Here is a 21,645-nt window from a genome sequence, read left to right on the forward strand (position 1 = left end):
CGGTCAGCGCTTTCGGACTCGGGCGCGGATCGGTGCGCCGGCGATCATGGTGAAATGCAGGGCGAGCGGGAAATCCGCATCCAACGAGGTGATGTCGGCCCGGCGCACGATCGTCGCCAAGGCGAGCGTGACCTCCAGCATGGCGAAGTGATCGCCGATGCACGACCGCGGGCCGCCGCCGAACGGAATGTATTGCCAGCGCTCCAGCCTTTTCATGTTGTCCGGGTCGAACCGGTCGGGGTTGAAGCGCAACGGCTCATCCCAGAGCTCTGGATCGCGCTGTACCGCCATCCGGCCGAGCACCACCATGGTGCCCGCCTCGACACGGTAGCCACCGACGGCCAGGTCCCGGCAAGCCATCCGAGTTCCGGTGGGGGCCGGGGGACACAGCCTCAGCGACTCGCGCACCACCTGGGTGGTGTATCCGAGCCCGGCCAGGTCGTCAGGTGTCAGGGGCCGGTCAGGCAGTGCACCTACTTCGGCGACAACCCGATCCTGGCAGGCGGGATCGCGGCCGAGCGCCCACAGCGCATAGGCCAGGGTGGTCGCGGTGGTGTCGTGGCCCGCGAACAGAAAGATGATGATCTCGTCGCTGATTTCGCTGTCGGACAGTCGCTTTCCCGTCTCCGGGTCTTCCGCGGCGATCAGTGCGTGCACCAGTGGGGCGACCCGGTCGGGGTCACGCCGGCATTCGCGCACGATGTCGCCCGCCAGCCGATGCAGGGTTGCGCTGGCCGTCCGCGCTCGGCTCCGTGCCGGTGTGGGCAGCCAACGCGGAGCCCGGATCGGCCGGGTGGCACGAGAAATCGCGTAGGACAGCGCGATCCGCAGCGGCTCGGCGACGTCGTCGGCACGCTGTTCGAGGTCCATGCCGAGCACCGAACGGCCGAGTGCGCGCAGCGTGAGCGCCCGAGATTCGGCGTCGAGATCCACCACGTCGCCGTCAGCCCAGCCCGCACAAACGGACTCGGCGGCCTGGGCCATATGACCGCCGAATTCGCGGACCCGCTGCTTGGTGAAGACCGGTTGGATGGTGCGCCGGCGCGGCCGCCACGGCTCGAACGGCAGGTCGGCCAGGTTCGCGCCGATGATGCGTCGCATCTCGTCGAACACCGGGCTGGTCTTGTCGACCGAACCGTCCTTGATGCTGAGCACGTCACGCAGGGCACCAGGCGAGGTGACGAGCACCATCGGGGGCATCAGCCACCGAGGTCCCACGGTGAACCGCGTGACGGGTCCGCCGGCGTCGCGCAGTCTTTCGGTGCCGGTGCTGAACTCCTTCACCGCTTTGAGTCGCTCGCGCAACGGCATCGGGTTCACCGGCGCCAGTGGCAACGATTCGAGGCCACCGGCCTGTGACACGGGAACCTCCCACGGTTTCGACGAGGACCGCCGCAGTTTACCTAGTGGACCCGGGTTTAATGATGGGGCGCGAGTGCGGGTGAGCAGAAGGGCGTCGGCTATGGGGATTCGACCGCTGTGGCGGGTGCCGGGCATCGTGGTGCGTGAACGGCTGCATTCGCCCGGGCGCGAACGCATTCCCGAACCGATGGTGATGGACGACGCCGAATCCGTTGCCTTCTTTCACGCCGGCGGCGGGGCGAACCCGGGGATGCGAGCGGTCTACGACCTGTGTGCCCGTTCGATCGACGCGTTGCTGCCGCGGGGCGGCCGCCTTCTGGATCTGGGTATCGGTTCGGGGCGGGCCTTGAGCGCGGTCCTGCATCGTCGACCCGATGTGCACGCCGTCGGTGTGGATCTCGCACCCAACATGCTGGCCACCGCCCGGAAGTTGTTTGCTGCTGAGGGTCTCGACAACCGGGTGGAATTGGTGCAGGCCGATATCACCGCCTTACCTGAGTCGTTGGCCGGTGGCAGCTGGGATGCGGTCTCGTGCATGTGGACCCTGCATCAGTTGCCGGACGTCGAGGTACTCGGCGCCGCGTTGCAGCAGATCGCCGCGGTCCAGCGTGCCAGCGGCGCGGCGTTGTGGATCTCGGATTTCGCTCGGCTGAAGGACCCGTCGGCCTGCCCGGCCATGCTGCAGTGCGTGGATCCGGACTCGCCGATGGGTCTGCGTCAGGACGCGATCGCCAGCGAGGCGGCGGCGTTCACCCGGACCGAGCTGCGCGGGTACCTGGCCGCCGCGGGCCTCGGGGGGCTACGCAGCGGCCACTCGACACCGTTGCCGTACCTGCAGGCCTACTGGACGTTCGGCGCGGGCGGAAAACCTACTCCCAGCGGTACCCGCCATGACCCGCTGACCGGGCAGACCCGCCGCGAGGCGGCGTTGTTGCGCTGGGGCTTCACCGCCAAGCCGTTCTGAGGCTCGGGCCCGCTCACAGGTCGCGGAATTGTCCTTTGCGCAGCACGTTGGTCACCGCGTCATTCCAGCGCGCCAGTTGGGCGGGGGTGTAGAACGGCTCGTCGAGGTGGCGTTCGATGTGCGGGCGGAGGATGAATGCGCCGACCCGCAGGACCAACGGATTGAGCACGGCCCACAACGGATCGAGGTCGGCGCGCAGCGAGCCCCGTTCGCCGAAGTGGTCTCGTTGAGCCGTGCTGATGGCCACCAGTCCGTCGAACACCACCGAGCCGATCTCGCCACCCTCGCACAGCGCCCGGGCAAGGTAGTCGATCACCAACGGATGCTCGATGGTCAACGCCGTCATCCGTTGTCCGGCTTCCTCCAGGGCGTCCGCGGGTGCGTCTGGCATCGCCGCGGTGCCGAGGCCCTCGCCGATGATGTGCAACACGTGCTGATCGACGGCGTTGACCAGGATCGCCTTGGTCTTGAAGTAATGCTGGACCAACCCCAGGGAGACACCGGCGGCGTCGGCGACCATCCGCATCGAGGTGGCCGCAACGCCGTGGCCGGCGAAGCTGCGCAGCGCAGCATCTCGAATCCGCTCCTCGCTGGACGGCCCCCGGGGTGCCGGTGGGGTGTAGGGGAAAAGCGGTCCGAGCTCCATTTGCCGCGAGTATAGGCACCTCGGACGGCGATACCCCAGAACGAACGGGCCGTGCATGCGTATTGTCGGCCAATACATGTAACATGTCGCATGTCCCCGGGGGGATCGGCGGCATTTCGGCTAGGGGCTCGCTGTGCAGTGATCGTGGAGGAGATCACGCGTGATCGAAGCGCGCGGCCCGGTGCAGGTGACCACCAACCGAGATGCTCGATGAGCGACGTCGTGATCCCGGCGGGCGACCGTCGGCTTCGTGGCCACCTGGCGATCCCCGCCGGCGACGGTCCGTGGCCCGGCGTCGTGGTGATCCACGACGCGCTCGGGATGACCACGGATCTGCGCAGCATCACCGACCGGTTCGCCATTGCCGGCTACCTGGCGATCGCACCGTCGCTCGATGGCGCGCCCCGGCCCACGACCGGACTGTCCCACCGCAATCTCCTTGCCGCCCGCCAGTTCCTGATCTCCGACAGCCGGTGCACCGGCACGGTCGGCCTGGCCGGCTTCTCGATGGCTGCGGGATTCTGTCTGCAACTCGCCCCCGGCGGGCTGTTTGCCTCGACGGCGTCCGGTGATGGTGCCCGGGCTTCGCGCAGCTTCATGAACCAGCACCCGCTGCCGGCTCCCTTCCGGTTGGTGGCGGGCATCGCCGGCCTCGCCCACCGTGCGCCCGAAGCCGAGGATGCCTGGCAACGTATTCTCGCGTTCTTCGCCGACCATCTCGGAGCATCCGACGGCGATCTCGGCGGCGTGGGCAGGCGCTGATCGTGTCGCGACGCCGCGGCGGCGCTCAGACGGGAAGCGTTGTGCGGGTTTCCTGTTCGGCGAATCGCACGACCCGCGCGGCCGCGTCGTAGTCGCACGCTCCCGGTGAGCGGCCGATCAACGCCGGCTCGCCGCGCAGGCCCAGCCGGGAACTGGCCCCGACATAGCTACCCGGTGGCACCGGCTCGCTGATGCAGTACAGCGTCGGCACCGCACCCTGGTCGATGTCGTTGGCGAGCCGGTCGGCCAGTCCTTTGACCACCTTGTGTGCCAACGACATCAACAGCGAGTCGGAGGTGTTCGACAAGTTGGACGCGACCCAGCCGGGATGCACCAGTTGGGTGACGACGCCGGAGCCGGCCGCGCGCAGCCGCCGGTCGAGTTCTAGTCCCCACAGCATCATGGCCAGTTTCGAGTGGGTGTAGGCACCCATCGCGGTCCACGTGGTGTGCCGCGTGTGCATGTCGTCGAGCCGGAGGCTGGCGGTGCGATGACCGTCGGAGGCCACGTTGATGATCTGCGAGCGCACCCGGGGGAACAGCAGATTCGTCAGTGCGAACGGTCCGAGCAGGTTGACGCCCAGCGTCGTCTCGAAACCGTCGACGGTCTCGCTGCGGCGATCGGTCAGTGCTCCGGCGTTGTTGATCAGGATGTCGACGTCGCCGTCGATCCGGTCGGCGAAGCCACGGACCGAGCTCAGATCCGCGAGGTCGACCTCGAGCACTTCGGTGGAACCACCGATCTCGGCGGCCCGTTGGGCGCCCAGCGCGGTGTTGCGCACCGCCATGATCACGTGCGCCCCCGCGGCGGCGAGCGCGCGCGTCGTACCGAGCCCGACGCCGTTGGTCGCGCCCGTCACGATGATCCGTTTACCGGCCAGATTGCCGAGCCGAGCCGGCGACCACTGCGTCACGTCGGCGAGCATAACGGCAATTCTGACAAACAAGACCATCTAAGCATTCGCTCTGCGATCATCTCCCTTGATATGAGTGACAGTGCGCAGGCGATCGCCAACCTCATCTACTCCTACGCCGAGCTGCTCGATGCCGGCGACCTCGACGGGGTCGCCGCGTTGTTCACGCACGGCCGGATCTGCGGCGTGGAGAACGGCCCGCCCGAGACGGTGTTCGACGGCCCGGAGCGGGTGCGGCAGATGTATGAGATGGCGACTCGCATCTATGAGGATGACGGGACGCCGAAAACCAAGCACAACACCAGCAATGTGGCGCTCTACGTCGACGACGAGGCGGGCACCGCGACCGCCCGGTCCTACTACTGCGTCACCCAGGCCACCCTTGCGCTTCCGCTGCAGGTGATCGTGACCGGGCACTATCACGACACCTTTCACCGGATCGACGGGCAGTGGTGGTTCGACTCCCGCACCATGTTCGTCGACCAGGTCGGCGACGTGAGCCAGCATCTGAAGTTCTGATCCCGTGCCGACCTCGGGCGCTTTCGCGATGGACGCGGTCCTGGCCGACGCGCAACGCAAGGAAGGTCTGACCGAGTGGGGGCCGGGGGATTTCTCGGTGCCGCTGGGGGTGCTGCTCGAGGACTATCCCGGCGCGGGATTGAACGCGATCGGCCAGCACATCGTGCGGTCCGGTCTGGTGCACAGCCTGCGAATGCGGCTTCGCACGCAGGAATGGATCCGCCGCCATCCGGAGATCCTCGGCGAGCAGATCGATGCGCCGGTCGTGGTCGTCGGGATGATGCGCAGCGGCACCACGCTGCTGCAGCGACTGCTCGCGGCCGACGCACGGCTGCACAGTGCGCGCGGCTGGGAGGTGGTGGAGGCCGCACCCAGGTTGGACCACGACTTCGCCGGGACCGACCCGCGCATCGCGATCAGCGAGACCCGGGAGAGCAAGTCCCGGGAGCTGGCTCCGGAGCTGTTCGCCATCCATCCGATGTATGCGCGGGAGGCCGAAGAAGAGATCGTCTTCCTGGCCGACGCGTTCCTGTCCCACGTCCCCGAATCCGGTGCCTACCTGCCGAACTACCGATCCTGGCTGAACACGCAGGATTTCACGCCGGCCTACGACTACCTGCATCGGATGCTGCGGTTCCTGCAGTGGCAGAAGCGCAGGCGCGGACTGACCGCAGGGCGGTGGGTGCTCAAGTCGCCGGCGCATCTGGGTTACCTCGACACGCTGCGTACCCAGTTTCCCGATCTGCATGTGGTGCACATGCATCGGGACCCGCGCACCACCGTCGCCTCGGGCGCCAGTCTCAACGCAACCTTGCACGCCATGCACGCCGACCACGTCGACCGCGACCGGGTCGGTGCCCAGTGGCTGGAACGGATGGGGTGGACCAACGACCGGGCGATGGACGTGCGCGACGGGTGGGCCGACGAAGCGGATCGGGTCACCGACATCCACTACGAGGATGCGGTGGCCGACCCGATCGGGCAGGTCCGTCGGCTCTACCACGCGCTCGGCCTGCCGTTGACGCCGACCGCGGCCGCCGCGATGACCGACTGGCTGGCCGTCCGCCCGCGGGAGATTGCGCGCCCGCCGTACGACCTGGCCGACTACGGCCTGACCACCGAGCAGGTGGATGAACGATTTGCCCGGTACAACAAGCGCTTTCGAGAGGACAGGCAATGATGACCGACGATCCGGTGGCAACGGCGTCGCAACACGAGCAGGAGCTGGCCGCACTCGAGCTGACCGAACACCCGACCGTCAAGCAGGCCTACCGGACGGTCGCGGAGAACTGGCTCAGCCGTGCCAAGGCGTCCGACGCCATGCGTGAGCGGTTCGACGCCGCGTTCGCCGAGGTGATGTTCTCGGCGGCGGTGTGGTCGTCCAACCAGGACGAGCTGCGGCCGAAGGTCAGTTGCATCACCCGGCTGGCGCATCCGGTGGACGGCAGGCAGATTCCCGGATCGCGTTGGGGTATCGACAATCCCGACACCGTCTACCGGGTCATCCCGATCTCGGGTGCCGAACGCTACGAGATCCGGGGCCGGGTCGGCGCGAACCGGATGACGGAGAACTACTTCACCCTCTGGGACGCCAACATGGGTACCGTCGCCGTTCTCAACGGCAAGACCATGGCAGTCGGGCACGACGGAAGCTACACGATCACCGTGGATTCCGAGCCCGCCAACGGCCGGCCCAATCACGTGCAGACCACCCCGGAAGCCCACGAGTTCTATATCCGCGATGTCCTGTTGGATTGGGGCCGCGACGATCCCAACCACATCACCGTCGAGCGGCTCGGCTCGGCGCCGGCCACCCCGGCGCGCACCCTCGACGAACAGGCCGAGGCGACCGCGGAGATGATGGCCTACTTCGCGAACTTCACCGGCAAGCTCAGCCACGGCATCTACAAGATGCCGGCCAACCACTTCAACCTGGCGTGGTCGGCGGACAAGGTCGGCGCCATGCGCAACCAGGTGTACGTGATGGGCCGGTTCGACCTCGGCCCCGACGAGGCGTTCGTCGTCGATGTCAACGACGGTGGTGCGCAATACTTCACCGTGCCGTTGAGCAACATCTGGGGCACCACGCTCGACATCATCGACCGTACGGGCAGCCTGAACAAGGCGCAGTCGGTGCCCAATGACGACGGCAGCTACACCTACGTGATCTCACCCGTCGACCCCGGAGTGGCCAACTGGATCGACTCCGACGGCTTGACCGAAGGCGTCCTCACGTTGCGGATGGCCGAGTTCGACGAGGGTGGTCCGACACCGGATCTGGGTGCCCACGGCCGGGTCGTCTCGCTGGACCGGCTGGACGACGAGGTGCCCGGCTTGGCCCGGGTCAGTCCCGCACAGCGGGCCGAGCAACTGGCACAACGCCGTGCCGCATATCTACGCCGACTGCCGGAAGGGACGATCTGAGATGGGTTGCTGGCTGGTCACCGGATGCTCCACCGGCATCGGGCGCGAGATTGCCCGGGCCGCATTGGAATCCGGGCTCAATGTGGTGGTGACGGCTCGGCGGATCGAGTCGGTGCAGGATTTGGCCGACGAGTTCGGCGACCGTGCCCTGGCCATCGCACTGGACGTCACCGACAAGGATCTGATCGCCGACGCGGTGGCGGCGGCCGACGCCACATTCGGTGGCGTGGACGTGTTGGTGAACAACGCGGGCAACGGTTATCTGTCGGCGGTGGAGGAGGGGGAGGACGCCAAAGTCCGACTGTTGTTCGACACCAATTACTTCGGAGTCGTCGACACGATCAAGGCGGTGCTGCCCTCGATGAGGGAACGCGGCGCGGGCCACATCATCAACATCTCGTCGATGACGGGACTGGTGGCCAACCCGCCCAACGCGTACTACTCGTCGACGAAGTTCGCCCTCGAAGCGCTCACCGAGGCGTTGGCCCAGGAGGTCAAACCGCTCGGAATCAAGGTGACGGCCATCGAACCCGGCGCCTTCCGCACGGATTGGGCCAAACGCTCGATGTGGGAATCGTCCACGCCGATCGGCGATTACGACGAGAGTGTCGGCACCCGCAAGACGCTGATCAAGGATTTCGCCGACCACCTGCCCGGAGACCCGCGCAAGGTCGCCGAGGCGGTGCTGATGGTCGCCGGTCTCGAGGACCCGCCGCTGCGGCTGCTGCTCGGCCGCGACGTGCTCAAGGCGGTCCGGGACAAGATCGCCGCACTGTCCGCCTCGATCGACGAGTGGGAAGCCGTCACCAAGGACGTGAACTTCCCCGGCTGATTCTCGCCCAAACCGACACTTCGCAGGGAAAGTGCGAGTAGATCGCGACATTTCGTCGATCTCGGCGCTCAGCTCCACAAGGTGACGTGCACTTTGGGCTTGAATCGAGTGACTCCCACACCGGTGCCGCGGATCATTGCCTGCGTGCAGCGCGGAGTGGTGATGAAGTTGAGCAGTTCGGTGACGGCGGGCTGGCGGGCGCCGGCCGGCAGCGTGGAGGCGCACCATTCACCCTGCAACCCCGGACCCTTGACGTGCACCAGCCGGCCGGCCGAGAGATCCTTGCCGACGGCGAAGCCGACCGCCAGGGACACCCCGCCCACTCGCTGGACCTCCTCGAGTGCGGCGGCATCGCTCTGGAAGATCCGCTGATTCGCCTCGGGGATGGCCAAAGCTCGTAGTACTGAGGCGATTTCGCCGTCTGCTCCGCCGGCCGACGGGCCCAGCATCCAGTGCTGCTCACGTAACAGCGCCGGGGTGGGCGTGCCGGTGGCCAGCGGGCTGCCGGCCGAGGCCACGGTGATGATCTGGTATTTGAGGAACGGCCGCACGGTGATCGCGGTACCCGTCTGACCGACGCAGGGCCCGAGCGCGATGTCCACGGCCCGGGATTCGATCAGGTCGCGAAACCGGCCGGTCGGATGCACGCTCAGCTCGACCGAGAGGTCGTCGGCCCGCGACGAGAACAGCTCGATGAGGCCCGGCGCGGCGTGCTCGGCGAACGCGCTCGACGCGGCGATGCGCAGCAGCCGACGGCCGTGAGCGGCCTCGGTCACCTCGATCGCGGTCTGCTGCTGCAGACCGAGGATCTCGATGGCCCGGCTGGCCAGCCGCAGCCCGCCCGGGGTGAAGGCCAGCCCGGCGCTGGTGCGGCTGAACAACGGGTCGTCCAGTTCCTTGCGCAGCTGTGCCACGTGCATCGAGATGCCGGCGTCGGAGACGCCCAATTCCTCGGCGGCCGCCCGCACGGAGCCCAGCCGCACGACGGCCGAGAAGGCCCGAAGTTGCGCCGGTGTCACGAAATCAGCCTACGTTTGAAGCCGTGCAAGACGTTCTCGCGGAACTGACGGCGATCTGGCGAACCGGCGAAACCGCCGGTCTGGCCACGGTGGTGCGCACTTTCTCCTCGGCGCCGCGACAGCCCGGTGCCGCCATGGTCGTCGCGCCGGACGGCACGGTCAGCGGCTCGGTGTCGGGCGGCTGCGTCGAAGGCGCGGTCTACGAGTCGGCCACCGAAGTCGTCGCCACCGGGATGCCCCGGCTGGAGCGCTACGGGGTCAGCGATGACGACGCCTTCGCCGTGGGCCTCACCTGCGGGGGAATCCTCGACATCTTCGTCGAACCCGTCTCGCGGCGCAGCTTCGCGCACCTCGACCAGGTCGTCGAGGCGATCGCCGAGCACCGGCCGGTCGCGATCGCCACGGTGATCACCCACCCCGACCCGGCCTGGCTGGGCCGGCGGCTGGTGCTCGGTCCCGAGCACGTCGAGGGCACGCTGGGATCCGACCGCGCCGACGCGGCGGTGACCGACGACGCCCGCGGCCTGCTCGCCGCCGGTCGCAGCGAGGTGCTCACCTACGGCCCGGACGGGCAGCGCCGCGGCGAGGGCATGGAGGTGTTCGTCGCCAGCCACGCGCCGCGCCCGCGGATGCTGGTCTTCGGTGCCATCGACTTCGCCGCCGCGGTGGCCGCGCAGGGCTCGTTCCTCGGATACCGGGTCACCGTGTGCGACGCGCGCGGCGTGTTCGCCACCCCGGCCCGGTTCCCGACCGCCGACGAGGTGATCGTCGACTGGCCGCACCGCTACCTGACCGCCCAGGCCGAGGCCGGCCGGATCGACATACGCACCGTGATCTGCGTGCTCACCCATGACGCCAAGTTCGACGTGCCACTGCTGGAGGTGGCCCTGCGGCTCGACGTCGGCTACATCGGGGCGATGGGCTCGCGCCGAACGCACGACGACCGGCTGGCCCGGTTGCGCGAAGCCGGGCTGACAGAGGAGGAGCTGAGCAAACTCGCCAGCCCGATCGGTCTGGACCTCGGGGCACGCACCCCGGAGGAGACCGCGGTCTCGATCGCCGCCGAGATCGTCGCCCGCCGGTGGGGCGGCGGGGGTCGTCCGCTCTCGGCGCTCGACGGACGGATTCACCACGACGACGACGGTAACCCGTCCCTGTCAGGGGAGTTAAGCGATCACTTAAGTCGCTATTGACGGTCCTGAAATGGCAGGCCGACACTGGGGTCCCCATCGGCGGACGTGAGGTCGGTCACATGCAGGTTCCGGGTCCCTTCGAATACGAACGCGCCACCAGTGTCGACCACGCCGTCGGACTGCTGGACCGGCTGGGGGAGGGCGCGTTCATCGTCGCGGGCGGCCACAGCCTGCTGCCGATGATGAAACTGCGCATCGCCAACCCCGAGTATCTGGTCGACATCAACGACCTGGCCGGCGAGCTCGGCTACGTCAGAGTCGAGCCGACCCTGGCCAGGTTGGGCGCGATGACGCGACACCGCGACGTGCTGGAGTCGGCCGCGCTGTTCGAGGTCTGCCCGATCTTCGCCGACGCCGAACGGGTGATCGCCGACCCGGTGGTGCGCAACCGCGGCACGGTCGGTGGATCGCTGTGCCAGGCCGATCCCGCCGAGGACCTTTCCACGGTGTGCGAGATCCTCGACGCCGTGGTCGTGGCGCGCGGCCCGGCCGGCCAGCGCGAGATCGGCATCGACGAGTTCATCCTCGGGCCCTACGAGACTGCACTGGCGCACAACGAGATCCTCATCGAGGTCCGCGTCCCGCTGCGGCACAACAGCTCCAGTGCCTACGCGAAGGTGGAGCGCCGCGTCGGCGACTGGGCGGTGGCCGCGGCCGGGGCGGCGGTGACGCTCGACGGTGACCAGATCGTGGCGGGCCGGGTCGGTCTGACGGCGGTCAACGCGGACCGCGACGCCCTGGCGGCCGTCCGCGACCGGTTGGTCGGTTCACCGGCGAACGAGGACACGTTCGCCGCGGCCGGCGCGCTGGCCGCCCAGGCCTGCGAGCCGGTCACCGATCAGCGTGGCACCGCCGACTACAAACGCCACCTGGCCTCCGAACTGACCATCCGCACGCTGCGCACCGCCGTCGAGCGCGTGCGCAACATCCCTGACCCGAAGGGCAACTGATGCACGTCACCATGAACGTCAACGGCGAGCAGGTCAACGCAGAGATCGAACCCCGGATGCTGCTGGTGCACTTCCTGCGCGACCAGCTGCGGCTGACCGGAACCCATTGGGGCTGCGACACATCCAACTGTGGCACCTGCGTGGTGGCGGTGGACGGCGAGCCGGTCAAATCCTGCACCATGCTCGCCGCGATGGCCTCCGGCCACGAGGTCCGCACGGTCGAGGGGCTGGCCGACGGGGCCACGCTGGACCCGGTGCAGGAAGGCTTCATGCAGTGTCATGGTCTGCAATGCGGGTTCTGCACCCCGGGCATGATGATCACCGCCCGCGCGCTGCTGGACCGCAATCCGAATCCGACCGAAGACGAGATCCGCGAAGCGATCTCGGGTCAGATCTGCCGATGCACCGGCTACACGACGATCGTCCGGTCGGTGCAGTGGGCGGCCGAGCATTCCGCGCAAGGAGTCCAAGCATGACCACCGTGGAGCGCAGGCCCGAGGACACCGCCGACAACGACCAGAAGCCCTGCGGCTACGGCCGGATGCTGCGCAAGGAGGACCCCCGGTTCATCCGCGGCCGCGGCAACTACGTCGACGACGTACAGCTGCCGGGCATGCTGCACCTGGCGATCCTGCGCTCGCCGTACGCGCACGCCTCGATCAACAGCATCGACACCACTGCCGCCCAAGCCCATCCGAAGGTCAAGGCCGTCGTCACCGGTGCCGACCTGGCCGCGAAGGGACTGGCGTGGATGCCCACGCTGTCCAACGACGTGCAGGCCGTGCTGGCCACCGACAAGGTGCGCTTCCAGGGCCAGGAGGTCGCTTTCGTCGTCGCCGAGGACCGCTATTCCGCCCGGGATGCGCTGGAGCTCATCGACGTCGACTACGAACCGCTGGAACCGGTCATCGACGTCCGCACCGCACTCGACCCGTCGGCACCGGTGATTCGCACCGACCTGGACGGCAAGACCGACAATCACTGCTTCGACTGGGAGACCGGCGATTCCGCCGCGACCGAGGCGGTCTTTGCCAAGGCCGACATCGTCGTCAAGCAGGAAATGGTCTATCCGCGAGTGCATCCCGCACCGATGGAGACCTGCGGCGCGGTGGCCGACCTCGATCCGGTGACGGGAAAGCTGACGCTGTGGTCGACCACCCAGGCGCCGCACGCCCACCGCACCCTCTACGCGCTGGTGGCCGGCCTGCCCGAACACAAGATCCGGATCATCGCGCCCGACATCGGCGGCGGGTTCGGCAACAAGGTGCCGATCTACCCGGGGTATGTGTGTGCCATCGTCGGGTCGCTGCTGCTGGGCAAGCCGGTGAAGTGGATGGAAGACCGCAGCGAGAATCTGACCTCCACCGGATTCGCCCGCGACTACATCATGGTCGGCGAGATCGCGGCCACCAGCGCGGGCAAGATTCTGGCGATCCGCTCCACCGTGCTGGCCGACCACGGTGCGTTCAACGGCGTTGCCGCGCCGGTCAAGTATCCGGCCGGCTTCTTCGGGGTGTTCACCGGCAGCTACGACATCGAGGCCGCCTACTGCCACATGACCGCGGTGTACACCAACAAGGCGCCCGGCGGGGTGGCCTACGCCTGTTCGTTCCGGATCACCGAGGCGGTGTACTTCGTCGAGCGGCTGGTCGACTGCCTGGCCTACGAACTGAAGATGGACCCCGCGCAGCTGCGGCTGTCTAACCTGCTGCGGGCCGAGCAGTTTCCGTACAAGTCCAAGACCGGCTGGGTGTACGACTCCGGCGACTACGAAGCCACCATGCGCCTGGCGATGGACATGATCGGCTATGACCAACTGCGCGCCGAGCAGGCCGACAAACGGGCGCGGGGCGAGCTGATGGGCATCGGCATGTCGTTCTTCACCGAGGCGGTGGGTGCCGGCCCACGCAAGGACATGGACATCCTCGGCCTGGGCATGGCCGACGGATGCGAGCTGCGGATCCACCCGACCGGCAAAGCGGTGCTGCGCCTTTCGGTGCAGACCCAGGGGCAGGGCCACGAGACGACGTTCGCGCAGATCGTCGCCGAAGAGTTGGGGATCCCACCCGACGACATCGAGGTGGTGCACGGCGACACCGACCAGACCCCGTTCGGGCTGGGCACCTACGGCAGCCGGTCCACCCCGGTGTCGGGGGCGGCGGCGGCCTTGGTGGCGCGCAAGATTCGCGACAAGGCCAAGATCATCGCCTCCGGCATGCTGGAGGCGTCGGTGGCCGACCTGGAATGGGACAAGGGCTCGTTCCACATCAAGGGCGATCCGTCGGCGGCGGTGACGATCTCCGATATCGCGATGCGTGCGCACGGCGCCGGGGACCTGCCCGAGGGGCTCGAAGGTGGCCTGGACGCCGAAGTCTGCTACAACCCCGAGAACCTGACCTACCCCTACGGTGCGTATTTCTGCGTCGTCGACGTCGACCCGGGCACCGCGGTGGTCAAGGTGCGCCGATTCCTGGCGGTCGACGACTGCGGCACCCGGATCAACCCGATGATCATCGAAGGCCAGGTCCACGGCGGCATCGTCGACGGCATCGGGATGGCGCTGATGGAGATGATCGCCTTCGACGAGGAGGGCAACTGCCTGGGCGGGTCGCTGATGGACTACCTGATTCCGACCGCGGTCGAGGTGCCGCACCTGGAAACCGGGCACACCGTGACGCCGTCACCGCATCATCCGATCGGCGCCAAGGGCATCGGTGAGTCGGCGACCGTCGGCTCTCCGCCGGCGGTGGTGAATGCGGTGGTGGATGCGTTGGCGCCGTTCGGTGTTCGGCACGCCGATATGCCGCTGACCCCGTCCCGGGTCTGGGAAGCCATGCAGGGTAGAGCGACCCCGCCGATCTGATGAGCAGCGTATGACCATCGCCGAACGTGCCAAACAGCTTCTGGACGAACGGAAGTCGTTCGTCCATGCGACGGTGGTGCGCGCGCAGCCGCCGACCTCGGCGCGGGCGGGGGATGAGGCGCTGTTGCTGGCCGACGGCACGATCGAAGGATTCGTCGGTGGGCAGTGCGCCCAGAACTCGGTGCGCAAGGCGGCGCTCGGCGCACTGCAAGCCGGCGAGAGCGTGCTGCTTCGGGTGCTGCCCGACGGCGACGTGCACTTCCCCGACGCCCCCGGCGCCTGCGTGGTGGTCAACCCGTGCTTGTCCGGCGGTGCGCTGGAAATCTTTCTGACACCACAGTTTCCGGCTCCGCTGGTGCGAATCTGCGGTGGCACCCCGATCGCCGAGGAGCTGGCCCGGGTGTGTGGCGTGCTGGGCTACGACATTCGCCGCGATGGCGCCGACGCCCGTGGTGAGTTCGACGGCGTAACCGCCGTCGTGATCGCCACCCACGGCGGGACGGAGGCGGAGACGATTCGGGCCGCACTGGACGCCGGAATCGGCTACGTCGGGCTGGTGGCCAGCCGGGCCAGAGGAGCGTCGGTGCTGGGCGCGCTCGACCTCACCGAGACCGAGCGGTCCCGGGTGCACAGCCCGGTGGGATTGTCGATCGGCGCCAAGACACCGGCCGAGATCGCCGTGTCGATCGCTGCCGAGTTGATCGCCGGAATCCGCAGGGACGGACTGCCGGTCGCGCCGCAGCAGGCCCCACCGGCGACCGCGGTGGACCCGGTCTGCGGGATGACCGTCACCATCTGCGACGAGACCCCGCACGCGCGCCTCGGCGGCCGGGACCATTGGTTCTGCTGCCCGGGCTGCCGCAGCAGATTCCTGGCGGCGCCGGCGTGACATTCACCGGCATCGACGACGTCATCGGTCGGTTCGACGACTGCGGGTATCTGCTCGACGAGGGAACGGCATCGGCGTTCTACCTCGCCGCCGCGCTCAACCGCCCGCTGCTGCTCGAGGGGGAGCCGGGGGTGGGAAAGACCACCGCCGCGAAAACCCTTGCCGCGGTGCTGGACACCCCGTTGATCCGGCTGCAGTGCTACGAGGGTCTGACGGCCGCCGAAGCGCTCTACGACTGGAACTACCAGCGCCAGTTGCTGGCCATCAAACTTGCCGAGGCCCGCGGCGCGGCCATCGACGAATCCGACCTCTACAGCGAGACCTATCTGGTCGACCGGCCGATCCTGGCCTGTGTGCGCCATCGCGGGCCGGTTCCGCCGGTGCTGCTGATCGACGAGATCGACCGCGCCGATGACGAATTCGAGGCGCTGCTGCTGGAGTTCCTCGGTGAGTCCGCGGTGACGGTGCCCGAGCTCGGCACGTTCGTCGCGCAGCGGCCGCCGGTGACGGTGCTGACCTCCAACCGTAGCCGCGACCTGCATGACGCGCTGCGCAGGCGGTGTCTGTACCACTGGATCGATTACCCCGAGCCGGCCCGGGCGGCCGAGATCGTGCGCCGCACCGTCCCGGGCGCCACGTCCGCGCTCATCGCGCATGCCACCCAGTTCGTCGGCCGGGCCCGACAGCTCGACCTCGACAAGCCGCCGGGTGTTGCCGAGACGATCGATTGGGTGGCCGCGTTGGTGGCCCTGGGCGTGGGTAACCTGATTACCGCGTCCGCATTGACAAGCTTGAGCGCTCTGGCGAAAACCCCCGACGACAGCGCGGGTCTGCGCGAGGCGTTCACCGAGTACCGCACTGAACTGAGCCATGAGGAGAGCGCATGAAGATCGACAACGAGTTCACCGTGAGTGTCCCGATCGCGCGGGCCTGGGAAGTGCTCAGCGACATGGAGCAGGTGGTCCCGTTGATGCCCGGCGCCCAGCTGACCGGGCAGGACGGCGACGATTTCCTGGGCAAGGTCAAGGTCAAAGTCGGACCGGTGACCAGCGAGTTCAGCGGTAAGGCGCACTTCGTGGAACGCGACGAGGCGACTCATCGTGCCGTGGTGGACGGCCGCGGCAAGGAAGCGCGGGGCACCGGCAACGCCGCCGCCGTCGTGGTTCTGCAGCTGCACGAGGCGGGCGATCACACCCGGGTCACCGTCGAGACCGATCTGAAGATCGTCGGCAAGCTGGCCCAGTTCGGCAGCAGCATGCTTCAGCAGGTTTCCGAGAAGCTGCTGGGCCAGTTCGTCGACGCGCTGGAGGCCAAGCTGGCCGCGGGCAGCGAGCCCGCGACACCCGCCGACACCCAGGCCCCGGCCGCCGCCACCCCGGCCGGCGCGACAACCCCGGCGGCTCGCATCGCCCCGGCCCCCGAGCCGGAGCCGATCGACCTGCTCCAGCTCGCCGGCGGCACCGCGGTGACGAAGTACGCGGCGGCCGGAGTCGCCGCACTGGTGCTGCTGATCCTCATCATTTTGCTGCGCCGCCGGCGCACCGAGTGACCGCACCGGCGCTGCTGCGCGGAGTCGACCTGGCCGCATTCGCGGCCGCGCTGGTCGCCCGCCTGCGCGCCGGTGGGGTGGCGGTGGCGGCCAGCGGACCGGCTGCGTTCGTCGCCGCGATGCGGGAGCTGGTCCCGACGTCGCGGACCCAGCTGTACTGGACGGCCCGGCTGACCCTGATGAACCGGGTCGAGGACCTGACCGCCTTCGACACCGTCTTCGCGGCGGTGTTCGCCGACGCCGTGCTGCCGGTCGATCCGGTCGCGATGCGGGCTATGCGCGGCGCCAAGGCCGGTCCGGTGCCCGCGACCGGGCAGCGCGAGGGCGGACCGCAGGGCGGGGGACTGCCGTGGGCGACCCGCCCGCCGTCGCTGCGCACGGCCGACGCCGCCGGCGAGGCGGCGCCGATCCCCGACCTGTTGCCCAGCCGGATCGTGGCACGCGAGGAGGAATCATTCGACACCTTCGACGAGGCCGACCTGCGGCTGATCGGCACCTGGCTGGAGCAGGCCGCCGCGGTCTGGCCGACCCGGCGCACCTTGCGCACCGAATCCCACCGGCACGGCGGCCGGATCGACCTGCGCGCGACGATGCGCAACGCCCGCACCACGGGCTGGGAGCCGGTGGTACCGATCCACACCCGGCCGCGGCGACGGCGGCGACGGCTGGTGCTGGTCTGTGACGTCAGCCGGTCGATGCAGCCCTACGCGGCGATCTATCTGCATCTGATGCGGGCTACGGCGTTGCGGCAGGCGGGTTTTCATCCCGAGGTGTTCGCCTTCTCGACCACTCTGACGCGGCTGACCGCGGTGCTGGCGCACCGCTCACCGGAGGTCGCGCTGGCCAGGGCCAATGCCAAGGTGGCCGACCGGTACGGCGGGACGCATCTGGGCGCCTCGATCGCCGAACTGCTGGCCCCGCCGCACGGCGGCGCCCTGCGCGGCGCGGTGGTGCTGATCGCCTCCGACGGCTGGGACAGCGACCCGCCCGAGCTGCTCGAGCGGGCCCTGGCCCGGCTCACCCGTCGCGCGGCGCATCTGGTGTGGCTCAATCCGCGGGCGGCGGCACCGGGTTTCGCGCCGTTGGCCGGCTCGATGGCCGCCGCGCTTCCGTACTGTGATGCCTTCCTGCCCGCGCATTCGCTGTCCGGGCTGCGGGAGCTGTTCGCCACATTGGCCGCGTTGTAGTCAGCCCAGGATCGGCGGCACCAGTTCGCACGGCACCTCGCGAGGACCGTGGGCCGGGTCGTCGCTGCCGTCGAGGGCGTTGAGCACCATCGTCGCCGCCCGCCGTGAGCCCGCGATGGCGAGGTGATCGCTGAAGTCGCGCTCGCAGGTGTCCTGAACGACGATGTTGATCACGTCGTCGTGCGGGCCGCCGGGCACTTGTCCGCTGGTGTAAGGCCGGACGAATTCGTCGTAGCGCGTCGAGATGTTCACGTAGCGGATTCCCGGAACATACGGTCCGCCATCGGAATTGAGCTTCGCGACGAAGTCGGACCCGCAGACCATCTGCTCGGCGGAGGCGAAGTGCACATGTCGGGTGGCGTCGAGCGCGACGTGGAATTCCAGCGGGCCGACGAGCTTGTTCGTGAACACCTCGGTGCCTTCCCACAACGGCGCCAGCGAGATGTATCGGTTGATCGCCCCGGCCCCGCCCAGGAACTTCGCGTAGTAGTCGGGCACCACGGTGCCCTGCGAATGCCCCACGACGTCCACCTGTTCAACGCCGGTCGCGTGCAACACCTTCTCGACGAAGGCGCCGAACTGCGCGGCGGACTCCTCGATGGGGGCCATGCCGCCGAGCGCCGAGAGCGGCCAGGGCGCGGTGGTCACCGCGCCGAAGGTCAGGGTGAACGGCGAGAAGCCCTGCTCGACGAGCAGGGGAACGTAGGCACCCCAGTTCGTCTGGGCCCCGCCCGCGGTGCCGTGCATCAAGATGACGGGGTTCGGGTGGGCGGCCGAGAGCGGCCGGTCCCACTCGTTGGCGCCGGGCAGGGTGCCGCCCGGATTGAGGACCTCGGGCGCCACGCCGGCGAAGAAGTCGTAGTCGACCTTGGTACCGCCGGCAGTGGCCAGCGACTCGACCTCGATTCCCGCCGCCCGCATGGCGGCGACGGCGGGCCGTTCGATCTCCTCGCCGACGGTCACGCCGGCGGCAAGGACGTGCTCGCCGAGGTGCAAGCCGGTGCTGAGGCCGGCGCGGGCGGCATGCGAGCCGATCCGCAGGGGGAACTTCGCGACGTCGGTGAGGACATGCGCGGCGGTGGTGCCTGCGGCCATGACCGCGGACGGTACCTCAGCGCAGGTGTGCCGTCAGCCGGTCAGTCTCGGGTCGGCTCAGGGAACAGCCTTGTCCTGCGGTGCGGCGACGAGCAGCGGTCCGTTCATCGAGCCGTCCACGGCCGACTTGAACTCGCCCTGCGTGCCGTCGGAGTCGATTGCCGCGCCATCCGCGCCGCTGGTGCCGTCCTGGACGGCAAACGTTGTCGTGGGGCTGCCCGCGGAGGCGACCCCGATACCACCGAACAGTGCCGCCAGGCCGATGCCCGCCGACGCCAGGAGCCCACTGAAGACGATCTTGACCATTTGCTGTGACCTTTCAGGCGATCAGCGCAAACTATCGGCCGGTGCTGGGAGAATCGCTGTGCGCACGCTGGCAAGATGCTGAGCCGACCGCGTGACCTGGAGTGGGGTGTGGGCGGACGGTCAGCTGCGAGCAAATGTTTACGCTTCGGCGACCGGGTCCGTCGCACCGGAGGCGTCTCGGGCCGCTTTGCGACGCTTGTACCACTCCCAGATCATCGGAGCCACCGAGACCACCGCGATCAGGATGAAGATCGGTTCGAGCAGCTTCTGGATGATCTCGAACTGGCCCAGCCCGTAGCCCAGCAGGGTCAGGCCGACCCCCCACAGCAGCGCACCGATCACGTTGTAGGTGGTGAACACCGCGTACTTCATCTTGGCCGCGCCCGCGGTGATCGGCGCCAGCGTCCGCACGATCGGGACGAACCGGGCGATCACGATCGCAAAGGGTCCGCGCTGCTCGAAGAACAGGTGTGCCTCGTCGAGGTAGCGCTGCTTGAGGAACCGCGCGTTCGGCTTGAACATCGCGGTGCCCAGGAAGCGGCCCACCAGATAGCCCACCTGGCCGCCGAGCACGGCGGCGATCGGGATGAACACCAGCAGCTGCCACAGCGTGAAGTTGGCGTTCACGTCGGCGCCGCGGGCGGCGGTCCCGGCGGCGAGCATGCCCGCCACGAACAGCAGGGTGTCGCCGGGCAGTACCGGGAACAGCACACCGGACTCGATGAAGACGATGACCAGAATGCCGACCAGCGCCCAGGTGCCGAACTGTTCGATCAGCTTGAGCGGGTCGAGGAAGTCCGGCATCAGTGCCAGGGTGGTGGTGGTCACGACGCCCAAGGGTACCGGTGGCCTCGGGTTGGGAAGGGCCGGCGAGGGGTTCCGCCCCGTGCCAGTTGACAGGCTTCTTGTCATACTGAGGCCGTTCAGCGCCAGAGTCGAGAGGAAGTGCCATGCCCATCGCCACGCCCGAGGTCTACGCGGAGATGCTGGGCCGCGCCAAGGAGCACTCCTTCGCGTTCCCGGCGATCAACTGCGTCGGCTCGGAGAGCATCAACGCGGCCATCAAAGGTTTCGCCGACGCCGGCAGCGACGGCATCATCCAGTTTTCCACCGGTGGCGCGGAATTCGGCTCGGGCCTGGGCGTCAAGGACATGGTGACCGGTGCGGTGGCACTCGCCGAGTTCGCTCACGTCGTCGCCGCCAAGTACCCGATCACCGTCGCGCTGCACACCGATCACTGCCCCAAGGACAAGCTGGACACCTACGTCCGCCCGTTGTTGGCCATCTCGGCCGAGCGGGTGGCCAAGGGCGCCAACCCGCTGTTCCAGTCGCACATGTGGGACGGCTCGGCGGTGCCGATCGACGAGAACCTGTCGATCGCCCAGGAGCTGCTCAAGCAGGCGGCCGCCGCCAAGATCATCCTCGAGATCGAGATCGGCGTGGTCGGCGGCGAGGAGGACGGTGTCGAGGCCGAGATCAACGAGAAGCTGTACACCACTCCGGAGGACTTCGAGAAGACCATCTCCGCGCTCGGCGCCGGGGAGCACGGCAAGTACCTGCTGGCCGCCACCTTCGGCAACGTGCACGGGGTCTACAAGCCGGGCAACGTCGTGCTCAAGCCCGAGGTGCTGGCCGAGGGCCAGCGAGTGGCCTCGGCCAAGCTGGGGCTGCCCGAGGGGTCCAAGCCGTTCGACTTCGTCTTCCACGGTGGTTCGGGCTCGCTGAAGTCGGAGATCGAGGACTCGCTGAAGTACGGCGTGGTGAAGATGAACGTCGACACCGACACCCAGTACGCCTTCACCCGGCCGCTCGCGGCGCACATGTTCACCAACTACGACGGTGTGCTGAAGGTGGACGGCGAGGTCGGCAACAAGAAGGTCTACGACCCGCGCAGCTATCTGAAGAAGGCCGAGGCCTCGATGTCGGAGCGTGTGGTCGAAGCCTGCAACGACCTGCACAGCGCGGGCCGTTCGGTGTCGGCCGGCTAGTAGCGATTTCGGCGCGTTTTCGTTCGCTCAGCGGCGTGTTCTGTTCGGGGACATCGCTGACAGTGGTATGTCTCGGGACATCGCTGACACCTGAGTAGGGCTGGGACCAGCATGGTTCATGGCCCAGAAGGTGACGGCGATGGACATTCGCATGGCTGCAGCATTGGCCGGGCAGATCGAGAAC

Annotated in this window: 22 protein-coding genes; 15 read left to right on the top strand and 7 right to left on the bottom strand. The window is 68.3% G+C overall.

Annotation, left to right across the window (positions count from 1 at the left end; translation table 11 throughout):
- Positions 1-3 precede the first annotated feature (3 nt).
- Positions 4-1,311 (bottom strand): cytochrome P450, encoded by a 1,308-nt coding sequence (locus MSZK_RS05090; RefSeq protein WP_199203198.1) that lies wholly within the window; start codon positions 1,309-1,311, stop codon positions 4-6.
- A gap of 151 nt (positions 1,312-1,462) precedes the next feature.
- On the opposite strand from MSZK_RS05090, the gene MSZK_RS05095 reads away from it, so the two are divergent.
- Positions 1,463-2,326: a class I SAM-dependent methyltransferase gene (locus tag MSZK_RS05095; RefSeq protein ID WP_233211120.1), complete on the top strand. Its 864-nt coding sequence runs from the start codon at positions 1,463-1,465 to the stop codon at positions 2,324-2,326.
- Between the two features lie 13 nt (positions 2,327-2,339).
- Here the strand turns inward: MSZK_RS05095 and MSZK_RS05100 are convergent, their stop codons facing one another.
- Positions 2,340-2,972, bottom strand: coding sequence for a TetR/AcrR family transcriptional regulator (locus MSZK_RS05100; protein ID WP_099245482.1), 633 nt, complete (start codon positions 2,970-2,972; stop codon positions 2,340-2,342).
- Positions 2,973-3,182: 210 nt separating this feature from the next.
- Between MSZK_RS05100 and MSZK_RS05105 the strand changes: the two genes are divergently transcribed.
- Positions 3,183-3,734: a dienelactone hydrolase family protein gene (locus MSZK_RS05105; protein WP_099245532.1), complete on the top strand. Its 552-nt coding sequence runs from the start codon at positions 3,183-3,185 to the stop codon at positions 3,732-3,734.
- Between the two features lie 25 nt (positions 3,735-3,759).
- On the opposite strand, the gene MSZK_RS05110 is transcribed toward MSZK_RS05105, so the two are convergent.
- The gene (locus tag MSZK_RS05110) at positions 3,760-4,659 is read right to left on the bottom strand and encodes an SDR family NAD(P)-dependent oxidoreductase (RefSeq protein ID WP_099245484.1); all 900 of its coding nucleotides are present in this window, start codon (positions 4,657-4,659) and stop codon (positions 3,760-3,762) included.
- Between the two features lie 60 nt (positions 4,660-4,719).
- On the opposite strand from MSZK_RS05110, the gene MSZK_RS05115 reads away from it, so the two are divergent.
- Genes MSZK_RS05115 through MSZK_RS05130 form a run of 4 tightly spaced genes read left to right on the top strand, consistent with a single transcriptional unit; the run spans position 4,720 to position 8,422 of the window.
- Positions 4,720-5,166: a nuclear transport factor 2 family protein gene (locus tag MSZK_RS05115; protein WP_099245486.1), complete on the top strand. Its 447-nt coding sequence runs from the start codon at positions 4,720-4,722 to the stop codon at positions 5,164-5,166.
- Between the two features lie 28 nt (positions 5,167-5,194).
- Positions 5,195-6,346 carry a sulfotransferase gene (locus tag MSZK_RS05120; protein WP_099245488.1) on the top strand — a complete coding sequence of 384 codons (1,152 nt, stop codon included), beginning with the start codon at positions 5,195-5,197 and terminating at the stop codon, positions 6,344-6,346.
- Entirely contained in the window at positions 6,346-7,590 is a 1,245-nt protein-coding gene (locus MSZK_RS05125) for a hypothetical protein (RefSeq protein WP_099245490.1), read from the top strand. Before MSZK_RS05120 ends, MSZK_RS05125 begins: the two co-directional genes overlap by 1 nt.
- A gap of 1 nt (position 7,591) precedes the next feature.
- Positions 7,592-8,422, top strand: coding sequence for an oxidoreductase (locus MSZK_RS05130; protein WP_099245492.1), 831 nt, complete (start codon positions 7,592-7,594; stop codon positions 8,420-8,422).
- A gap of 68 nt (positions 8,423-8,490) precedes the next feature.
- Here MSZK_RS05130 and MSZK_RS05135 read toward each other — a convergent pair whose 3' ends face one another.
- A complete protein-coding gene (locus MSZK_RS05135; protein WP_099245494.1) occupies positions 8,491-9,441 on the bottom strand; it encodes a LysR family transcriptional regulator in 951 nt (316 codons plus the stop codon).
- Positions 9,442-9,464: 23 nt separating this feature from the next.
- Here MSZK_RS05135 and MSZK_RS05140 point away from each other — a divergent pair, with 23 nt between their 5' ends.
- From MSZK_RS05140 to MSZK_RS05175, 8 genes are read left to right on the top strand one after another with little or no spacing between them, the layout of a single operon-like run.
- Positions 9,465-10,634 (top strand): XdhC family protein, encoded by a 1,170-nt coding sequence (locus MSZK_RS05140; protein ID WP_099245496.1) that lies wholly within the window; start codon positions 9,465-9,467, stop codon positions 10,632-10,634.
- Positions 10,635-10,693: 59 nt separating this feature from the next.
- Positions 10,694-11,584 (top strand): xanthine dehydrogenase family protein subunit M, encoded by an 891-nt coding sequence (locus MSZK_RS05145; protein WP_099245498.1) that lies wholly within the window; start codon positions 10,694-10,696, stop codon positions 11,582-11,584.
- On the top strand, positions 11,584-12,060 hold the full coding sequence (locus tag MSZK_RS05150) for a (2Fe-2S)-binding protein (protein WP_099245500.1): 477 nt from the start codon (positions 11,584-11,586) through the stop codon (positions 12,058-12,060). The genes MSZK_RS05145 and MSZK_RS05150 overlap by 1 nt, the downstream gene beginning before the upstream one ends.
- Entirely contained in the window at positions 12,057-14,447 is a 2,391-nt protein-coding gene (locus MSZK_RS05155) for an aerobic carbon-monoxide dehydrogenase large subunit (RefSeq protein ID WP_099245503.1), read from the top strand. The genes MSZK_RS05150 and MSZK_RS05155 overlap by 4 nt, the downstream gene beginning before the upstream one ends.
- Positions 14,448-14,457: 10 nt before the next feature.
- On the top strand, positions 14,458-15,336 hold the full coding sequence (locus tag MSZK_RS05160; protein ID WP_099245505.1) for an XdhC family protein: 879 nt from the start codon (positions 14,458-14,460) through the stop codon (positions 15,334-15,336).
- A complete protein-coding gene (locus tag MSZK_RS05165) occupies positions 15,333-16,223 on the top strand; it encodes a MoxR family ATPase (RefSeq protein ID WP_099245534.1) in 891 nt (296 codons plus the stop codon). The genes MSZK_RS05160 and MSZK_RS05165 overlap by 4 nt, the downstream gene beginning before the upstream one ends.
- Positions 16,220-16,885: an SRPBCC family protein gene (locus MSZK_RS05170; protein WP_099245507.1), complete on the top strand. Its 666-nt coding sequence runs from the start codon at positions 16,220-16,222 to the stop codon at positions 16,883-16,885. Before MSZK_RS05165 ends, MSZK_RS05170 begins: the two co-directional genes overlap by 4 nt.
- Complete coding sequence (locus tag MSZK_RS05175; RefSeq protein ID WP_099245509.1) at positions 16,882-18,072, top strand: VWA domain-containing protein; 1,191 nt, start codon at positions 16,882-16,884, stop codon at positions 18,070-18,072. The genes MSZK_RS05170 and MSZK_RS05175 overlap by 4 nt, the downstream gene beginning before the upstream one ends.
- Here the strand turns inward: MSZK_RS05175 and MSZK_RS05180 are convergent, their stop codons facing one another.
- The 3 genes from MSZK_RS05180 to MSZK_RS05190 form a co-directional block, all read right to left on the bottom strand.
- A complete protein-coding gene (locus tag MSZK_RS05180) occupies positions 18,073-19,167 on the bottom strand; it encodes a triacylglycerol lipase (RefSeq protein WP_099245511.1) in 1,095 nt (364 codons plus the stop codon).
- A 57-nt stretch (positions 19,168-19,224) separates the two neighbouring features.
- A complete protein-coding gene (locus MSZK_RS05185) occupies positions 19,225-19,473 on the bottom strand; it encodes a hypothetical protein (protein WP_099245513.1) in 249 nt (82 codons plus the stop codon).
- 138 nt (positions 19,474-19,611) lie between these two features.
- Complete coding sequence (locus tag MSZK_RS05190) at positions 19,612-20,277, bottom strand: VTT domain-containing protein (RefSeq protein WP_099245536.1); 666 nt, start codon at positions 20,275-20,277, stop codon at positions 19,612-19,614.
- A gap of 146 nt (positions 20,278-20,423) precedes the next feature.
- Here MSZK_RS05190 and fbaA point away from each other — a divergent pair, with 146 nt between their 5' ends.
- Positions 20,424-21,461, top strand: coding sequence for a class II fructose-bisphosphate aldolase (gene fbaA, locus MSZK_RS05195; protein WP_099245515.1), 1,038 nt, complete (start codon positions 20,424-20,426; stop codon positions 21,459-21,461).
- Positions 21,462-21,645 lie beyond the last annotated feature (184 nt).

The sequence above is a fragment of the Mycobacterium sp. shizuoka-1 genome, from assembly GCF_002723835.1.
GTDB lineage: Bacteria > Actinomycetota > Actinomycetes > Mycobacteriales > Mycobacteriaceae > Mycobacterium.

Bases quoted from the DNA above. Each gene is read 5' to 3' on its own strand.
- MSZK_RS05090 (WP_199203198.1), bottom strand. From the start codon at position 1,311: ATGCCGTTGCGCGAGCGACTCAAAGCGGTGAAGGAGTTCAGCACCGGC.
- MSZK_RS05095 (WP_233211120.1), top strand. From the start codon at position 1,463: ATGGGGATTCGACCGCTGTGGCGGGTGCCGGGCATCGTGGTGCGTGAA.
- MSZK_RS05100 (WP_099245482.1), bottom strand. From the start codon at position 2,972: ATGGAGCTCGGACCGCTTTTCCCCTACACCCCACCGGCACCCCGGGGG.
- MSZK_RS05105 (WP_099245532.1), top strand. From the start codon at position 3,183: ATGAGCGACGTCGTGATCCCGGCGGGCGACCGTCGGCTTCGTGGCCAC.
- MSZK_RS05110 (WP_099245484.1), bottom strand. From the start codon at position 4,659: ATGCTCGCCGACGTGACGCAGTGGTCGCCGGCTCGGCTCGGCAATCTG.
- MSZK_RS05115 (WP_099245486.1), top strand. From the start codon at position 4,720: ATGAGTGACAGTGCGCAGGCGATCGCCAACCTCATCTACTCCTACGCC.
- MSZK_RS05120 (WP_099245488.1), top strand. From the start codon at position 5,195: ATGGACGCGGTCCTGGCCGACGCGCAACGCAAGGAAGGTCTGACCGAG.
- MSZK_RS05125 (WP_099245490.1), top strand. From the start codon at position 6,346: ATGACCGACGATCCGGTGGCAACGGCGTCGCAACACGAGCAGGAGCTG.
- MSZK_RS05130 (WP_099245492.1), top strand. From the start codon at position 7,592: ATGGGTTGCTGGCTGGTCACCGGATGCTCCACCGGCATCGGGCGCGAG.
- MSZK_RS05145 (WP_099245498.1), top strand. From the start codon at position 10,694: ATGCAGGTTCCGGGTCCCTTCGAATACGAACGCGCCACCAGTGTCGAC.
- MSZK_RS05150 (WP_099245500.1), top strand. From the start codon at position 11,584: ATGCACGTCACCATGAACGTCAACGGCGAGCAGGTCAACGCAGAGATC.
- MSZK_RS05155 (WP_099245503.1), top strand. From the start codon at position 12,057: ATGACCACCGTGGAGCGCAGGCCCGAGGACACCGCCGACAACGACCAG.
- MSZK_RS05160 (WP_099245505.1), top strand. From the start codon at position 14,458: ATGACCATCGCCGAACGTGCCAAACAGCTTCTGGACGAACGGAAGTCG.
- MSZK_RS05170 (WP_099245507.1), top strand. From the start codon at position 16,220: ATGAAGATCGACAACGAGTTCACCGTGAGTGTCCCGATCGCGCGGGCC.
- MSZK_RS05180 (WP_099245511.1), bottom strand. From the start codon at position 19,167: ATGGCCGCAGGCACCACCGCCGCGCATGTCCTCACCGACGTCGCGAAG.
- MSZK_RS05185 (WP_099245513.1), bottom strand. From the start codon at position 19,473: ATGGTCAAGATCGTCTTCAGTGGGCTCCTGGCGTCGGCGGGCATCGGC.
- MSZK_RS05190 (WP_099245536.1), bottom strand. From the start codon at position 20,277: ATGCCGGACTTCCTCGACCCGCTCAAGCTGATCGAACAGTTCGGCACC.
- fbaA (WP_099245515.1), top strand. From the start codon at position 20,424: ATGCCCATCGCCACGCCCGAGGTCTACGCGGAGATGCTGGGCCGCGCC.